General features: G+C 64.6%; 15 protein-coding genes. 12 read left to right on the top strand and 3 right to left on the bottom strand.

Annotated features, from left to right (window positions below; translation table 11 throughout):
- Nucleotides 1–27: 27 nt before the first annotated feature.
- Nucleotides 28–438 (top strand): MauE/DoxX family redox-associated membrane protein, encoded by a 411-nt coding sequence (locus SALLO_RS0108415; protein ID WP_022835864.1) that lies wholly within the window; start codon nucleotides 28–30, stop codon nucleotides 436–438.
- 102 nt (nucleotides 439–540) lie between these two features.
- Here SALLO_RS0108415 and SALLO_RS0108410 read toward each other — a convergent pair whose 3' ends face one another.
- Both SALLO_RS0108410 and SALLO_RS0108405 read right to left on the bottom strand, forming a co-directional pair.
- Complete coding sequence (locus SALLO_RS0108410; RefSeq protein ID WP_022835863.1) at nucleotides 541–819, bottom strand: NifU family protein; 279 nt, start codon at nucleotides 817–819, stop codon at nucleotides 541–543.
- A gap of 102 nt (nucleotides 820–921) precedes the next feature.
- A complete protein-coding gene (locus SALLO_RS0108405; protein ID WP_022835862.1) occupies nucleotides 922–2046 on the bottom strand; it encodes an Mrp/NBP35 family ATP-binding protein in 1125 nt (374 codons plus the stop codon).
- A 230-nt stretch (nucleotides 2047–2276) separates the two neighbouring features.
- Between SALLO_RS0108405 and gyrB the strand changes: the two genes are divergently transcribed.
- From gyrB to SALLO_RS0108360, 9 genes are all read left to right on the top strand, one after another.
- Nucleotides 2277–4235, top strand: a complete 1959-nt coding sequence (gene gyrB / locus SALLO_RS0108400) for a DNA topoisomerase (ATP-hydrolyzing) subunit B (protein ID WP_022835861.1) — start codon at nucleotides 2277–2279, stop codon at nucleotides 4233–4235.
- Nucleotides 4236–4254: 19 nt separating this feature from the next.
- Complete coding sequence (locus SALLO_RS0108395) at nucleotides 4255–4485, top strand: hypothetical protein (protein WP_022835860.1); 231 nt, start codon at nucleotides 4255–4257, stop codon at nucleotides 4483–4485.
- A gap of 36 nt (nucleotides 4486–4521) precedes the next feature.
- Nucleotides 4522–5589: a dTDP-glucose 4,6-dehydratase gene (rfbB, locus tag SALLO_RS0108390; RefSeq protein ID WP_022835859.1), complete on the top strand. Its 1068-nt coding sequence runs from the start codon at nucleotides 4522–4524 to the stop codon at nucleotides 5587–5589.
- 30 nt (nucleotides 5590–5619) lie between these two features.
- Entirely contained in the window at nucleotides 5620–6519 is a 900-nt protein-coding gene (rfbA, locus tag SALLO_RS0108385) for a glucose-1-phosphate thymidylyltransferase RfbA (RefSeq protein WP_022835858.1), read from the top strand.
- Nucleotides 6516–7088 carry a dTDP-4-dehydrorhamnose 3,5-epimerase gene (rfbC, locus tag SALLO_RS16160; RefSeq protein WP_022835857.1) on the top strand — a complete coding sequence of 191 codons (573 nt, stop codon included), beginning with the start codon at nucleotides 6516–6518 and terminating at the stop codon, nucleotides 7086–7088. Before rfbA ends, rfbC begins: the two co-directional genes overlap by 4 nt.
- Complete coding sequence (gene rfbD / locus SALLO_RS0108375) at nucleotides 7081–7968, top strand: dTDP-4-dehydrorhamnose reductase (protein ID WP_022835856.1); 888 nt, start codon at nucleotides 7081–7083, stop codon at nucleotides 7966–7968. The genes rfbC and rfbD overlap by 8 nt, the downstream gene beginning before the upstream one ends.
- 138 nt (nucleotides 7969–8106) lie before the next feature.
- Entirely contained in the window at nucleotides 8107–11160 is a 3054-nt protein-coding gene (locus SALLO_RS0108370) for an SLBB domain-containing protein (RefSeq protein WP_022835855.1), read from the top strand.
- 3 nt (nucleotides 11161–11163) lie between these two features.
- Nucleotides 11164–12384, top strand: coding sequence for a Wzz/FepE/Etk N-terminal domain-containing protein (locus tag SALLO_RS0108365; protein ID WP_028567054.1), 1221 nt, complete (start codon nucleotides 11164–11166; stop codon nucleotides 12382–12384).
- A gap of 27 nt (nucleotides 12385–12411) precedes the next feature.
- Entirely contained in the window at nucleotides 12412–13383 is a 972-nt protein-coding gene (locus SALLO_RS0108360; RefSeq protein WP_022835854.1) for a GDP-L-fucose synthase family protein, read from the top strand.
- Nucleotides 13384–13396: 13 nt separating this feature from the next.
- Here SALLO_RS0108360 and SALLO_RS0108355 read toward each other — a convergent pair whose 3' ends face one another.
- Complete coding sequence (locus SALLO_RS0108355; protein WP_022835853.1) at nucleotides 13397–15178, bottom strand: BamA/TamA family outer membrane protein; 1782 nt, start codon at nucleotides 15176–15178, stop codon at nucleotides 13397–13399.
- Here SALLO_RS0108355 and SALLO_RS0108350 point away from each other — a divergent pair.
- Nucleotides 15177–15551, top strand: a complete 375-nt coding sequence (locus tag SALLO_RS0108350) for a hypothetical protein (RefSeq protein ID WP_022835852.1) — start codon at nucleotides 15177–15179, stop codon at nucleotides 15549–15551. The two genes, SALLO_RS0108355 and SALLO_RS0108350, sit on opposite strands and share 2 nt — an antisense overlap.
- Before the next feature lie 3 nt (nucleotides 15552–15554).
- The gene (gene mutY / locus SALLO_RS0108345) at nucleotides 15555–16691 is read left to right on the top strand and encodes an A/G-specific adenine glycosylase (RefSeq protein ID WP_022835851.1); all 1137 of its coding nucleotides are present in this window, start codon (nucleotides 15555–15557) and stop codon (nucleotides 16689–16691) included.
- Nucleotides 16692–16698 lie beyond the last annotated feature (7 nt).

Genomic DNA, 16698 nt, shown 5'->3' with positions numbered 1-16698 from the left:
GCTCCTTCCCATAACCGACCGAGGCGTATGACCGACGAAACCACCCACGACCGCCAGTGGGCCTACGCGCTGCTACGCTTCATTCTGGGCATCAACATCTTCCTGCATGGTGCCGTGCGCGTGCCCAAGTGGGCCGCCTTTGCGGAAGGCATCACGCAGGCCTTTGCCGGTACCGTGCTGCCGGCCGTGCTGGTGCGGGCGTTTGCCTACGTGCTGGTGCCCTGGGAAGTGGTGGTAGGCGCCCTGCTCGTGATAGGGTGGAGGACGCGTGAGGCGCTGGTTGCCGGAAGCCTGCTCATGGCCGCGCTCGTGTTTGGCACGGCCCTTCGCGAGCAATGGGACGGCTTGGCCACGCAGATGTTGTACGTGCTTATCTACTTCGTGCTGCTGCATTTCCGCCAGTACAACGCGTGGGCGGTAGACACGTGGCGGGGGTAGCCGGGTCCGGATGCGACAAGGCGTCAGGCACGGGGCCTGGCGCGCATAACAGAGGGCGCGAGGTGCGTGGGGAGGCGCGGCCAAAAACGAGGCGTGTGCAGCTTAGGCCGCCGTGGCGTTGACGGCCTCCACGCGTTTGATTTGTGGGACGGAGCGCTTCAGGGCCTGCTCGATGCCCGCGCGCAGCGTCATGGTGCTCATGGGGCACGAGCCGCAGGCGCCGAGCAGCTCTAGCTCCACCACATGGTCGTCGGTGATGTTAAGCACGCGCACCGAGCCGCCATCGGCCATGAGGTACGGGCGTATGGTGTCGAGCGCCTCTTCAATCTGGTTGCGCAGGGCCGCGTCATTGGCGGGCGTCGCGTCGGGGGCATCGGGCATAGCAAAGCAAGCATCTACAGAATCGGTTGCGCACCATCAGGTACGGGAAGCCCCGGACAGGGTTCGCCGCCCGCTTAAAAATGGACGGCCCCCCGCGGCGCGCTAGCGGTAGAGGATTTCCACCTTTTGGGTCGGGTCTTGTTCGGCGTTGCGCAGGGCCACCTGTTCCACCGTTTGCTCCGCGATCTGGTGGAAGGCCTGGGCCGACGTGCTCTCCGGGTGACCGAGCACCACCGGCGTTCCATCATCGCCGCCTTCGCGCACGTGCTGTTCGATGGGCACTTCGCCCAAAAACGGCACATCGAGGTCTTGCGCGAGGGTACGCGCGCCGCCGCGGCCAAACAGGTAGTACTTGCGATCCGGCTGGTCGGGCGGGCTAAAGTAGGCCATGTTCTCGACGATGCCCACCACCGGTACGTTCACGTTGTCGAACATGGCCACGCCTTTGCGGGCATCGGCCAGCGCAATCTCTTGGGGGGTCGACACGATGAGGGCGCCGGTGAGCGGAATCGTCTGAACGATGGTAAGCTGGATGTCGCCGGTGCCGGGCGGCAGGTCGAGCACCATGTATTCGATATCGCCCCAGTGCACATCCCCCAAAAACTGCTGCACCGCTTTCGTAACCATCGGTCCGCGCCACACCACGGCCTTGTCGGGGTCTACCATGAAGCCCATCGACAAGAGCTTGATGCCGTGCTTTTCGAGCGGTTTGATCTTGCGCTCGTCGGTCATGCGCGGGCGTTCCCCCTCCATCCCCATCATCTTCGGAATCGACGGCCCGTAGATGTCGGTGTCGACGAGGGCGACGTTATAGCCCTGTTCAGAGAGGGCCACGGCGAGGTTGACGGCCACGGTGCTTTTGCCCACGCCGCCCTTGCCGCTGGCCACGGCAATCGTGTTTTGGACGCCGCCCCCGCCGCCCTGCTTTTTCTTGTTGCCGCCTTGGTCGCCCACTTGAATGTCGTCACCCAGCGAAATCATCTCGCTGTCTACTTCCACATCCACAGTTAGGGCGCGGTCTACCTCCTCGTGCAGCACCCGGCGGCACGCCTCGGCCACCTGCTGGGCAAACGGGGTGTCGGGGCGGGGCACCACCACGGTAAACGAAACGGCGTCGTCGCTCACCGTTAGGTTCTTAACCAAGTCGAGGCGCACAATGTCTTTGCGCTGCTCCGGCTCTACAATCTGGCTCAGCGCCTTCAGCACAGCTTCGCGGGTAACGGCCATGGCGATCGGTACATCTTGGGAAAGGGCGGCACACCAAGATGCACCTCCGTCCCCAGCGCTTTGTTTCTGGAGCCGCCCGGTGGCAGCGCGGGCTTTGAGGGGAATCCATGCACGGCCGTTGCAGAACCGCGCGCTGCGCCGTACGTTACGATAAAGATGCGTTTCGACGGCCCGCTTTTTGCGCGGCCGTACCGTAAGACTTGTTTTGTACTGCTGGCATCCTGGGATTTATGAGCCAACCGACTGATCTGCCCGATCGCGCCATTAGCGCCTACGCGGCGTCCAACATTCAGGTGCTGGAGGGCCTAGAGGCGGTGCGTAAGCGCCCCTCCATGTACATCGGCGATGTGGGCCGCCGCGGCCTGCACCACCTGGTGTACGAAGTGCTAGATAACTCCATTGACGAGGCGCTGGCCGGGCACTGCGACCATATCGAGGTTTGCATCCACGATGATGGCTCGGTGTCGGTGCAAGACAACGGACGCGGCATTCCGGTGGACATGCACCCGCAGGAGAACCGCTCGGCGTTGGAAGTGGTGATGACGGTGCTGCACGCCGGCGGGAAGTTCGACAAGGACAGCTACAAGGTATCGGGCGGGCTGCACGGTGTGGGCGTCTCCTGCGTCAATGCGCTGGCCACGCGATTTGTAGCCACGGTGCGGCGCGACGGATCGGTGTGGCGGCAAAGCTACCGGTGCGGCGTGCCCGAGGGCCCCGTCGAGGAGCTGCGTCCCATGCGTCCCGAGGAAGAAACCGGCACGCACATCCGCTTCTGGCCCGATGCCGACATCTTTAAGGAGACTGAGTTTCGCTTCGACACGCTCTCCGATCGCCTGCGGGAGCTCGCCTACCTGAACAAGGGCGTGCGCATCTTGCTGGAAGACGAGCGCGAGGACGACGAGGAGCTGGGCCGCGAAGAATACTACTCGGAGGGCGGGCTGAGAGAGTTTGTAGCGTATCTCGACGAGACCCGCGATCCCATCCACGACGGCATGATTTACATTGCCGAAGAGGACGGCGAGGTGCCGGTGGAGGTGGCCATGCGCTACAACGACAGCTATAACGAGAACGTGCTGTCGTTTGTGAACAACATCAACACGCACGAAGGCGGCACGCACATTTCGGGCTTTCGGCGCGCGCTCACGCGAACGCTGAAGAGCTACGCCAAGCAGAACGGCTTGCTGAAGAAGGTGAACTTCAAGCTCTCCGGCGACGACTTCCGCGAAGGGCTTACGGCCGTTCTTTCGGTGAAGGTGGCCGAACCGCAGTTTGAGGGACAGACCAAGACGAAGCTTGGCAACTCGGAGGTGCAGGGCATCGTGGAGAGCATGGTGGGCACGTACCTGAGCCGCTGGCTGGAGGATCATCCCACGCAGGCTGAGGCCATCATCAACAAAGTGGTGCTGGCTGCGCAGGCGCGTGCGGCCGCCCGAAAGGCCCGCGAGCTGGTGCAGCGCAAAAGCGCCTTCACAAGCGGCGGCTTGCCCGGCAAGCTGGCCGACTGCACCTCGCGCACGCCCGACGAGAGCGAGCTGTACCTCGTAGAGGGCGACTCGGCCGGCGGATCGGCGAAGCAGGCCCGCGACCGCCATTTCCAGGCCATCCTGCCGCTGCGCGGCAAAATCCTGAACGTGGAGAAGGCGCGCCTCGACCGGATCCTCGAAAACAACGAGATCCAAAACATGGTGACGGCCCTGGGCACCGGGCTGACCTCCACCGAGGATGCCTTTAGCCTGGACAACCTGCGCTACCACAAGCTCGTCCTGATGACCGATGCCGACGTGGATGGCGCGCACATCCGCACGCTGCTGCTCACCTTCTTTTATCGCCAGCTGCGCCCGCTCCTGGAGCAGGGCTTCATCTACATTGCGCTGCCGCCGCTCTATCGCATTCAAAACGGCCGCGAGGAAGAGTACCTGTGGACCGACGATGCCATGCAAGAGCGCATGGGCGCGCTGCGGAACGAGGGCAAAAAGCCGACGCTGCAGCGCTACAAGGGCCTCGGCGAAATGAATCCGGAGCAGCTCTGGACAACTACCATGAACCCGGAGACCCGGAAGCTGCAGCAGGTAACCGTAGAAAATGCCGCGGCGGCCGATCATATCTTTAGCACGCTCATGGGCGATTCGGTTGAGCCCCGCCGCAAGTTCATTGAGCGCAATGCCAAGTACGCTACGATCGACGTGTAACAGCCCCCGATACCGACCGATGGAACGCCCTGACGAACAACGCGAATTTCGCTTTACCGATCTGAACTGGCTTGGCAAAACCGTCTTTTTGGGCGGTACAGCCATGCGCCTGACGGCGAACGCGCTGGATGCCACCGCGCGCCGCGCGTCTCAAATTGCATCCGACTCGCGCAAAGCCTTCGCCGAGGGGCGCGATGCCAACATTGAAGAGGCACGAATCATCGAGGAGCGCGCCTCGGATGCGGCGTAAGACGCTCGAACGCTTTCTGCTCACATTTCGCTCCACATGACGGATACTCCCACGCTTTTCGTAACCGGCGGATGCGGCTTCATCGGGTCGGCGGTGGTGCGCCAGCTGATTTCGGAAACCGACGCCCTGGTCGTAAACATCGACAAGCTGACGTACGCCGGCCACCGCTCTACCGTACAGCCGGTGGCCGACAGCGACCGCTACCACTTTGCGCGGGCCGACGTGGCCGATGCCGATGCGATGGCGCGCCTGTTTGATCAGTTTGCGCCGGACGGTGTGTTGCACCTGGCCGCCGAGAGCCACGTCGATCGGTCCATCGATGGGCCGTCGGATTTTATCCGCACCAACATTGTGGGGACGTACACGCTGCTGGAGGCGGCGCGGCAGTACTACCGCACGCTGGGCGGCCCGAAGCGGGAGGGCTTTCGGTTCCTCCATGTATCCACCGATGAGGTGTACGGCACGCTGGGCGATGAGGGGGCCTTTACCGAGACAACGCCGTACGACCCGAGCTCGCCGTATTCTGCCAGCAAGGCTTCGGCCGACCATCTGGCGCGGGCTTGGCATCGCACCTACGGGCTGCCCGTGCTCGTTACCAACTGCTCCAACAACTACGGGCCGTACCAATTCCCCGAAAAGCTCATGCCGGTGGTGATTTTGAAGGCGCTGGTGGGCGACCCCATTCCGGTGTATGGCACGGGCGAAAACGTGCGCGACTGGCTGTACGTGGACGATCATGCGCGGGCGCTGCGCCGGGTGCTACGCCGCGGCACGGTGGGCGAGACGTACAACATTGGCGGGAAAAGCGAAAAACAAAACATTGCGGTGGTGCGCACCATTTGCCGCTTGCTCGATGAGCGGGCCCCGCGGGACGACGGCACGCCCTATGCCGAGCAGATCACCTTTGTGGACGATCGTCCCGGCCACGACTGGCGCTATGCCATCGACTGCTCCAAGATTGAGCAGGACCTGGGATGGACACCGGAGGAGACGTTTGAAAGCGGCGTGGCCCGCACTGTGGACTGGTACCTGGCGCACCGCGAGTGGTGCGAACGGGTGCTGGAAGACCGCTACGCCATGGAGCGCCTGGGCACGGCCTCCTGACATCGCCTGCTGCAATAACTTGCCTAACCCATGCAACGCAAGGGGATCATTTTGGCGGGCGGCGCCGGCACGCGCCTGCATCCCATGACGCGCGGCGTGAGCAAACAGCTCTTGCCGGTGTACGACAAGCCCATGGTGTACTACCCACTGGCCACGCTCATGCTGGCGGGCATTCGTGAGGTGCTCGTCATCTCAACGCCGCGCGACCTGCCCCGCTTTCAGGAGCTATTGGGCGACGGCGCCGACTGGGGCCTCTCGTTGCAATACGCCGTGCAAGACGCCCCGGAAGGCATCGCGCAGGCCTTTGTAATTGGCGCCGACTTTATCGGAGACGATCCGGTGGCGCTCATCCTGGGCGATAACATTTTTTATGGCGAGGGCCTTAGCGGCCAGCTGATGCGCGCGGCACAACGGCCCAGCGGCGGGACGGTGTTTGCGTACTACGTAAACGACCCCGAGCGCTACGGCGTGGTCGACTTCGACGCCTCCGGCCGCGCGGTGTCGATTGAGGAAAAGCCCGACGCGCCGGCCTCCAATTACGCCGTCACCGGATTGTACTTTTACGATGCCACGGTGGTCGACGTGGCCCGCACGCTGACGCCCTCGGCGCGCGGCGAGCTCGAAATTACGGATGTCAACCGCCACTACCTGCGCGAACGCGCGCTGCACGTAGAGCACATGGGCCGGGGCATGGCCTGGATGGATGCCGGCACGCACGATGCGCTGCTGCAGGCGGCTAACTTCGTGCAAACCATTGAAGCCCGGCAGGGTCTGAAGATCAGCTGTCCGGAAGAAATCGCGTGGCGCAAGGGCTGGATTTCGATCGACGATGTCGCCCGCCTGGGGCAGTCGATGGCCAACAACGCCTACGGGCAGTACCTGCTGCGCCTCGTTCGCCGTCACCACGCCGCCTCCCCCGCCACGTCATGACCGTTCACGCCACCGACTTGCCGGGGGTGCAGCTGCTCGTCCCCGACGTGTACCCCGATGCGCGCGGGGCATTTATGGAGCTGTGGCGCGCCGCGCGCTACGCCGACGCCGGTATTGACGCGGCCTTCGTGCAGGACAACCTATCGCGCTCGGTGCGCGGTGTGCTTCGCGGGCTGCACTTCCAGAACCCGAAGCCGCAAGCCAAGCTGGTGCAAGTGCTGGCCGGCGAAGTGTACGACGTGGTGGTTGATGTACGGGCGTCGTCGCCCACGGCCGGGCAGTGGACGGGCCACTACCTCTCGGCCGATAACCACCGGCAGCTGTACGTGCCCGAGGGGTTTGCGCACGGCTTTGTGGTGACGAGCGACGAAGCTTTGTTTTATTACAAGTGCACCGCGCCGTATCACCCGGCCGGCGAGCACAGCGTGCACTGGAACGACCCGGCGCTCGCTATCGACTGGCCCGTGGACGACCCGGTCGTATCGTCGAAAGACGCCGGGGCGCCCCCGCTCGCGGCCCTGCCGGCCGCTGCCCGTACGTTCCATTCAACGCAAGCTGCCGATGGATAAGCCAACCCTTTTGCTGTTGGGGGCCACGGGGCAAGTGGGGCAGTACCTGCACCGTACCCTGCAACCGGTGGGTACCGTCGCGGCCCCCGGGCGCGAGCGGGCCAACCTCGAAGCCCCCGCCACCCTTCGTGCCGTTGTGCGCGACGTGGAGCCGAGCATCATCGTGAATGCTGCGGCCTACACCGCCGTTGACGACGCCGAAGAAGAGGCGGAGCGTGCGCACGCCATCAACGCCGTGGCTCCTGGGGTGCTAGCCGAAGAGGCCCGCCGGCTGGGCGCTTGGCTGGTGCACTACTCCACCGATTACGTCTTCGATGGCACCCACGACCGGCTGTACACCGAGGACGACCCCGTGGCGCCGGTAAACGTCTACGGCGAAACGAAAGCTGCGGGCGAGGCTGCTGTGCAAGCGGCCGGCGGACGGTTCGTGACGCTGCGTACCAGCTGGGTGTACAGCCCCTACCGGTCCAATTTTTTGCGCACCATGCTGCGGCTGGCCGAAACGCATGACACGCTGCGGGTGGTAAACGATCAGTACGGAAGCCCCACGTGGGCCGGTTGGATTGCCGAGGCCACCACGTCGATCGTGCAACAGCTCGCCGCCGACGACCCCACCGAAAAGCGCGGCGTGTACCACCTGTGCAGTCAGGGATGTACCTCGTGGCACGGGTTTGCAGAAGCCATTATGGACGCATTCGACCTGGCCGTGGCCGTACAGCCCATTCCCACCCGCGACTACCCGACGCCCGCGGCGCGCCCCGCGCACACCGCGATGACCTCCGCAAAGGCCAAAGCGCGCTTCGGCTGTTCCATTCCCTCGTGGCGCACGCAGCTCGCGGCCTGCGCAGCAGCGATGCGCGATGCCCCGACAAAGATTTGAGAAACTTGCAACGCCCCTCGGTCCTCCCATTCGCATTTGTTTAGCACCGCACCTTATCAAGGATACAGGTCGGCCACATCTTTTCTGCCGTCGATTGCGCTAACGTGTTGTAACGATACGCCGAATCAAACAAACGCTATGGTACAGCGACTTATCGCCCTGCTCGTGCTCGGATGGGCTGGTTTTTTTATGGCCGGGAACGTGCAGGCGCAGCAGCAGCCGGTGCCGGAAGCGGTGCAGGACGAATTGGAGCGCCGGGGCATGACCGTCCAGGAAGCCCGGCAGCGCGCCCAGGCGCTGGGCATCGACCTCTCAAACCCCCAACAGGCCATCCGGCGGGCCCGGCAACTCGGCATTCCGGAAGCGCGGATACAGGCGCTGCTGCAGGCGGTGCGGCAGTCACAAGCGGCATCCGGGGCGGCAGGCACCAGCGGTGCAGCCATCACAACGCCCCCTCAACCGACGCTCACCGATCGGCCCACCATCACGCCCGATAGCCTCTCGGTAACGCGTTTGCCACAGACGGTACAGGTGGAGGTGTCGCTCCGCTCCGACAGCATCATGCAGCGCGTGCAGCCGTTTTTCTTGACACCGGCGGGCGATACGGCCAACGTGCGGCGCGTGCAGCGCATCGAAGGATCGGTGCTGCGGGGCACCTGGCAGGGCGAGCTGCGCATTCCGCGAGACTCGATGGCTGGTACGTGGACGCTCTTTGTGCGGGCAGCCACGCGCGATACCACCGTTTCGTTGCTTACCGGATCGCGGTTGGTGCTTCTCCCTGAAGATTTTGAGCGCGACGAGGACCGAAGGGCCACGCGCGATTCCCTCCAATACTTCGGCTACGATGTCTTTAACACAATCCCGCAGGCCTTTCAGCCAAGTCCAACCGGACCGGTAGACGATAGCTACGTGGTGGGCCCCAACGATGAGTTGCGGCTGACTGTGTGGGGCGGGGCCGAGTTTCAGTACGACCTGCAAGTCGACCGGCAGGGGCGCATCACCATCCCCAGCGTAGGGCAGTACACCGTAGCGGGCAAATCGCTCGCAGATCTCCGAACAGACTTAAGGCAGTGGCTGGGCCGCTACTACTCGGGGCTCGTCAGCGATCCGCCCACCGTCTTTATGGATCTGATGGTTACGCGCGTGCGGCCCATTCAGGTGTACGTGTTGGGCGCGGTGCCCCAACCCGGCGGCTACACGGTAAGCAGCTACGCTACCGTCTTTAACGCCTTGTACAGCGTAGGCGGCCCGCTCACTAGCGGAAGCCTGCGCAACATTCAGGTGGTGCGCAACGGCGACGTTGTGGATACGGTTGACCTGTACGGCTACCTCGTCGGCGCGCGCGCGCCTAATCCCGTGCATTTGCAAGGCGGCGACTACATCTTTGTGCCGCCACGTGGCGAAACGGTCTCCATTCGCGGCGAGGTGCAGCGGCCCGCCATCTACGAGGTGAAGCCGGAAGAAACCGTGAGCGATTTGCTGCAGTTTGCCGGCGGACTCACGCCTGAGGCCTATGCGCAGCGCTTTCAGATCAGTCGCATTGTGCCGTTTGCCGAGCGCGACAGCACAGGGATTGCCCGTACGGTGCTCGACCGCAGCCTAGCCGCGGTGCGCAGCGATACAGCGCAGGTGCCGCTCGCCGACGGCGACGAGGTACGCATCTTGTCGATTCGGCCAGACAGCGACCGCGTGGCGCGAGCTAACATCCCGAAGGTGGAAGTCACCGGTGCGGTTTACCAGCCCGGCACGTATGCCCTGGGCAGCGGGCTGCGCACGGTGCGCGACCTTGTGCAACGCGCCGATGGACTGACGGGCGACGCCTACAAGCCGCGGGCGCAGCTCTACCGCATTGGTCCCAACCTCGACTTCCAGGTGACGCGCCTTGATCTGCGCGCCGTGATGGACGACGTGCCCACGGCCAACGTCGTGCTCCGCCCGGGCGATAGCCTTCATGTTGCATCTGTGCAGGCCATGCGACAGGAGCGCACGGTGCGTATTTCAGGCAAAGTGCGCAACCCCGGTACGTACGCCTACCGCGACAGCATGACCGTGGGCGACTTGCTGTTTATGGCAGGGGGGCTGTACGACCGGCAGTTCCTAAAGGAGGTCTTTTTGGGCCGTGCCGACTTGTACCGCGAGATGCCGGACGGCAAGACGAAGCGCATTATCCCGTTCGATCTTGCGCGGGCGCTGCGGGGGGGCGGCTTCGCCACGCGCAACCTCCTGCCCGACGACGAGATCCGCATTTATGCCGACAGCCTTCAGGAGCTGAAAGACCGGTTTGTGCGCATCAGCGGGGCCGTTAAAGCGCCGGGACGCTACACCTACTACGACAACATGACGCTGAAGGACATCATTGTGCAGGCGCGGGGCTTCACCGAGGGCGCCTCGCTACGCAGCATAGAGGTTACCCGCATGGTGCGCGACAACGACGTGAAGCGCCGGGCGCGCACCATTATCGTTCCGCTGAACATGCCCGGCGCTACGTCGCAGAATGTCAGCTTTTCGGTCGGCGATACGACGCGGGCCATGCGATCGGCCGACACCTTTGTGCTGGAGCACCGCGATCGTGTGTTTGTGCGCACCTCGCCCAGCTTTCAGCCGCAACGTACGGTGGTTGTGCGCGGTGAGGTTACGTATCCGGGCGAGTACACCCTGCTGCGCAGCGACGAGACCCTTGCCAGCGTCATTCAACGCGCGGGTGGCATCTTGCCCACCGGGTACCCCAAGGGCGGGCGCCTGCGCCGCAACGGCGAGCAAGTCATTGTGGAAATTGGGCGGGCCATCGCGCGGAAGGGCGACGCCAACCTCTCATTGCAAGCGGGCGACGAGATTATAATTCCACCGCAGCCCAACACGGTGGCCGTCCGCGGTAACGTAGCCAACGAAGGGCTCATCAAGCACAATCCAGGCAAACGCGTGGAATACTACCTCGATCGGGCCGGCGGGGCGCAAGACGATACAAAGACCATCTTGCTTACGCAGGCCAACGGCGCCACCTTCCGCATCCAAACCGGCTGGTTCCGCGTAACGCCCGAGGTAGACGACGGCGCAACGATCCGCGTCATCGCCAAAGAGCCCGAGCCCGAAAACCAGGACGACGTGGACGTTGGGCAGGTCATTCAGCAAACCACGGCGGTCCTCTCAAGCGCGCTTACGATCATCGTCCTCGCCACGCGAGCCTTCAACTAATCCATGACCGATCGTACCGCTCCGGAAGACATACGACGTCCTGAAGGTGCTGCGCCGCCCCCGGCGTACGCCGAGGAAGAAGTGTCGCTGCTCGATCTCTTGCTGGTGCTCGCGCGCCATAAGACGCTGATCGTGCGCACCGTCATGGTCTTTGCCGTGCTAGGCGTTACGTATGCGCTGCTTGCACCGGAGGAGTTTACATCGAGCACAAAGGTGGTGCGCGAGACGGGGGAAGATGCGCCGAGCCTGCCGGGCGGGCTCTCGGCCCTTGGCAGCAGCTTTGGGATCAGCCTGGGTGGCCTGTCGGGCGGATTGAGCGCTGAGGCTTATCCGGAGATTTTGGCGAGCCGCGAGGTGCGCCTGGATGTGGCGCGCGACACCTTCTACTTTCCAGACATTGAGCGGCGCATGACGTTCGTCGATTACATCGACCGCCCGCCTGGCGTTGTGGGCGCGCTGCTGAAGTACACCCTCAAGCTCCCGTGGACGTTGAAGGAGGCGGTTACACCTGCCAACCCCCCTCTTCCTGCTGGCCGCGACAGCACGGGTACGCTCATTTACCCCACCGAGGCGGAATCCGAAGCCATCAAGGCCATGGGCGAAATGATCGCGTCGTCGGTGAACGCCGAAAGCGGACTGATGACGATCTCCGTTACGGCCGGCGGCCCCGTGCTCTCGGCGCGTATGGCGCAAGACGTGCTCGATGCGCTGCGAAAGCGCGTACGTGCGCTTCGTACTCAAAAGGTGCGCGAAAACCTCCAGTTCATCCAGCAGCGCTTTGCCGAAGCTCAGCAAGAGCTCAAGGCCGCCGAGAACCGCCTTGCGGAGTTCCTGGCGCGCAACCAACGCATCAACTCGCCGCAGCTCGAATTCCAGCGCGATCGTCTGCAGCGGCAGGTCACCTTCAAGGAGCAGCTTTACAGCAACCTGCAAGCGCAACTGACCCAAACGCGGCTCGACCTGCAGAAGCAACAGCCCGTGATCACCGTGGTAGAGGAGCCGTCGCCGCCACTGGAGCGAAGCGCGCCGAAGCGCACCCTCATTGTGCTGCTCAGCATCATCCTGGGGGGATTTGTGGGCGTGGGCTTTGCGTTTGTGGGGGCCTTCCTCAACAGCCAGGAGGAGAACGAGGAGGAGCAAGAAAAGCTGGAAGAAATCAAAGACGCCTTCGATATGGAGGGCCTCGTCAGCCGCCTGCGGTCGCTCGTGGGGCGCTCGTCGTAACCCCAATAACGTTTAGCCGATCTGTTTATGCATCTCGCCGATCCCGAAGCAAAAATCTATGTGGCCGGCCATCGTGGCATGGTGGGCAGCGCCGTAGTCCGTCGCCTCAAGGCCGCCGGGTACACCAACCTCGTCATGCGCACGAGCAGCGAACTCGACCTGCGCGACGGGCGCGCCACGCAGGCCTTCTTTGAAACCGAGCAACCGGACTTCGTGGTGATGGCGGCGGCGAAGGTGGGTGGCATCTTGGCCAACGATCAGTATCCGGCCGACTTTCTGTACGACAACGTGGCCATCGAGCAGAGCGTGCTACACGCCGCGCACGCCACCGGGGTGCAGCGCACAATCTTTTTGGGCAGCACCTGCATCTACCCGAAGCACGCGCCCCAGCCGATGCCCGAAGATTCGCTTCTCACGGGGCCGCTGGAGCCGACCAATCAGTGGTACGCCATTGCCAAAATTACCGGCCACAAGCTGTGCGAGGCGTTTCATCGTCAGCACGGCGACGACATGCTTACGCTGATGCCCACCAACCTGTACGGCATCAATGACAACTTCGACCTGGAAACGAGCCACGTGCTCCCGGCGCTGCTCCGGAAGTTTCACGAGGCGCACCAGCAGGGCGATGCGCCGGTTACGCTGTGGGGCAGCGGCACGCCCAAGCGCGAGTTTTTGTATGCCGACGACCTGGCCGATGCCGTCCGCTTTGTGCTGGAGCAGCCGGCGTCAGAGATTCGCGATGTGGCGCCCGACGGCATGCTCAACGTGGGCGTGGGCGAAGACCTCTCGATCAACGAACTCGCCACGCTGATTCAAGACGTGGTGGGCCACGAGGGCGCCATCACGCACGACCGCTCGAAGCCCGACGGCACGCCGCGGAAGCTGGTGGACGTGTCGCGCATGAACGCGCTGGGCTGGACGGCCCAGACGGGGCTGCGGGAAGGCATTCAACAAACGTACGACTGGTACCGTGCCCACGAAGGCGAACTGGTGGGGTAGCACGCCGTGCGTCTTACAGCGTTACCGAGAGCCCAAGGTGGATGCGCCCGTTGGCCGGGCTGCTATCGGTGGGGTTCAGGGCATAGCTGACGTCCACCCGCCCGATGCCCGTCTGTGTTCGGATCCCGATGCCATAGCCCGGGTGCCAGCCGGCTGTGGCAGGGCGGCCGCGTAGCTCGGGCCGTCGCACAAAGCCAAGATCCAGAAACGCGTAGGCAAACGAGCGTGGCCCGGCGTAGTAGCGGTACTCGGCCAGCGCCCGCGCCACAATGTGGCCCAGAAAGCGGTCGCTGTCGTAGCCGCGCAAGGTCTGCGTGCCGCCCCAGCGGTAAAGCATATCGGTGGTATAGGCATCGCTGAGCACGAGCTGTGCGTTGCCGCCCACCACCAGGGCCTGCTGACCAAATGTAGGCACCGACAAGCGCCCCGCGGCGTCTGCTTGAAGCTGCCGCAGGCGCCGTCGCGTCGTGGTGGTGTCGCCGTTGAGGACGCGCCGGAATTGTTCGCGCCGAATGCCCTGTCGAATGCCGCCGCTAAACCATCCCGCCAGTGCCGGCCGCACGGTGGCAGACGGCCGTCCGTAGCGGAGCAGGAGCCCATACAGCACCTGGCGGGCCTGCGGTACCACAGAGCGTCCGTCGCGTAGGCGCGCGCCCGCCGGGCCGGGCCGGGTGCGCGTGTAGCGGAGGGTGCCCGAGACGGTGAGGCTGGACGTGGGCGACCAGCCCAACGCGCCGTCGAACGTCTGTGTCAAAAAGGTGGAGTCGCGCTGCTCCCCCGCGAAGCCCGCGCCCAGGCGCAGCGGCCAGCCCAGCACGTACGGCGCTTCGGCCTGTAGGCGCACCGTGCTGGAGCGGCCGGCCGGACGGTTGAGCGCGGCGCTAAGCGTACGCCCACCGCCAAATGGATTGATAAGCGCGAGCTGCCCCGTACCTACAAGTTGTCCGCCCTGGCCCTGCGCGGGCGGCAGGTAGCCCACCACCACGTCAAACGTGCCGGGTGGCGCTTCGGTGAGCGGGACGAACAGCGTAGCACCGCCGGTGCTGTCGATGCGCACCTCGGGCATCCCCACCGAGGCAAACAGTCCGGTGTTTTGCAGCGCCGTTTGGAGGGCCGACCGGTCGATGCGGCGGAGCGGCGCGCCGCGCTGCAGGCCGGCCACATTCCGTACAAACGAGGGATTGGTGCGGGCGTCGTCCGGGAGGGCCACGCGCTCAAGCCGCAGCCGGGGGCCGCGCTGCACGCGAAGGGTAAGCCGCAGCCGCGGGCCGTGGGCGGTTGTATCGAGGCGTAGGCCGGTGATGCGAAGTTCAGCGCGCGGATAGCCGCGGGCCGCGTAGCGATCGAGCACGATGGGCACGCGCTTCGCAAACACCGACGGACGAAAATACTGCATCGTCGGCAGTCGAAGCCAGTGCCGCAGCGTGTCCGCCGGAATGACGCCGTCGGTTTGCAGCTGCACGGTGCCCAGGGCCACGCGCGGGCCGCGCCGAACGTAAAAGCGCCCGGTGGCACCGCTAACGCGCACCGAGTCGACCGTAGCAAAGTAGTAGCCGGCCGTGCGCAGGTGATGCAGCAAGCGCTTTGCAGCGGGCGTAAGCGCATCGTGCGTTGGGCGCGCAACCGTAGCAGGCCACGCAACCGCCCGCGTATCGCCAACTACGCGCCACTTTGTTTCCGCCGATTGGGCCCGTGAAGACCTGGGAAGGGCACCGAGCAGGAGCAACACGAAGACCCCCGGCACGTAGAGCCATCGTCTTCCAACCACTACCCACCAATTGGTCTGACGCATCATGAGGAACCGCCTTGCGGCTTGCGGGCTGCTGCTCTGTGGGGCGCTGCTTGTGGCCTTCGTTGCGGTGGAGGCACGCGCCGTCAAACCGTCGCCGTCAACCGATGTTGCGCGTGCGCTGCTGGTGCGCGATACGCTTCAGCGTTCGGTAGACGCCGGGCGCACGTTGGTCTTGGAGCTTCCGCATACGCTGCAGCGCGGCGCGGTGCGCGGCTATACGATCGACGAGGCGCCGATGATGGCGGGCCTGGCGGGGTTCTCGTTTACGTGGATCACGCGGCCGTCGGACGTCGGTACGCACACCATCCGGCTGCATGCGCACTACCCGAGCGCGCCGGCCGACACGCTCGCTCTCACCGTAACCATCACGCCGTAATCCATGGCCGATGACGCCCTTGCAACGCCTACGGCGGCCCATCGCACGCACATGCGCGATGCCCTGCTGGCTTGGTACGATGACGTAAAGCGCGACCTGCCGTGGCGCCGCACCGACGATCCGTACCGCATTTGGGTTTCGGAAATTATGCTGCAGCAGACGCGGGTCGACCAGGCGGCGCCCTATTACCACCGCTTCGTCACGGCTTTTCCGACGGTTGAGGCGCTGGCCGCGGCCGACCGCGACGATGTGCTGAAGCAGTGGGAGGGCCTGGGCTACTACTCGCGGGCCCGCTACTTGCACGAGGCGGCGCAGCATGTGGTGGACGCCCACGACGGGACGGTGCCGCGCACGTGGGACGCCATCCGCGAATTGAAGGGCATTGGGCCCTACACGGCGGCCGCGGTGCTGTCTATTGCCTACGAAAAGCCGCACGCTGTGCTCGATGGCAACGTCATTCGGGTCCTCACGCGGGTGTTTGCCATCGACGAAGACAGCACGCGCAGCGCCATCAAACGCCGCCTGCGGGCCCTGGCAAACACGCTGATTGACCGCGCGCGCCCCGGCGATTGGAACCAGGCGCTTATGGAGCTTGGGGCCACGGTGTGCACGCCGCGGCAGCCCGCCTGCCCCGAGTGCGTGCTGCAGCCGGTGTGCCAAGCCGTCGCCGACGGCCGCCCCGAGGACTTTCCCGTCACGCCCGAGTCGACGCCCATCCCGCACCACGACATTGCCGTGGGGCTCGTGTTCAACGACGCGGGCGAGCTGCTCATCCAGCGCCGTCCAGACGAAGGGCTGCTGGGCGGGCTGTGGGAGTTTCCGGGCGGAAAGCGCGAGGAGGGCGAGGAGCTTGCGGCGGCGTGCCGGCGCGAGTTGAAGGAGGAGCTTGGCATCACCGTAGCGGTGGGCGATTTGTTCTACACGCTGAAGCATGCCTATTCGCACTTCAAGATTACCCTGCACGCCTTCCGGTGTCGCATCGTGGAGGGTACGCCCACGCCGACGCTCGATCAGCCGTTTCGGTGGGTGGCCATCGATGCGCTCGACGACTACGCCTTTCCGCGAGCCAACACGCGGCTCATTGAGGAGCTGCGCCGGCGCCAAACCGAGCCGTCGCTGTTCGATACGCCCGGCGCGTAGGCCCTCC

This window comes from Salisaeta longa DSM 21114 (genome assembly GCF_000419585.1).
Taxonomy (GTDB): Bacteria; Bacteroidota; Rhodothermia; order Rhodothermales; family Salinibacteraceae; genus Salisaeta; species Salisaeta longa.
The sequence above is the reverse complement of the archived record's forward strand: the minus strand, read 5'-3'. Positions and strand labels throughout refer to the sequence as shown.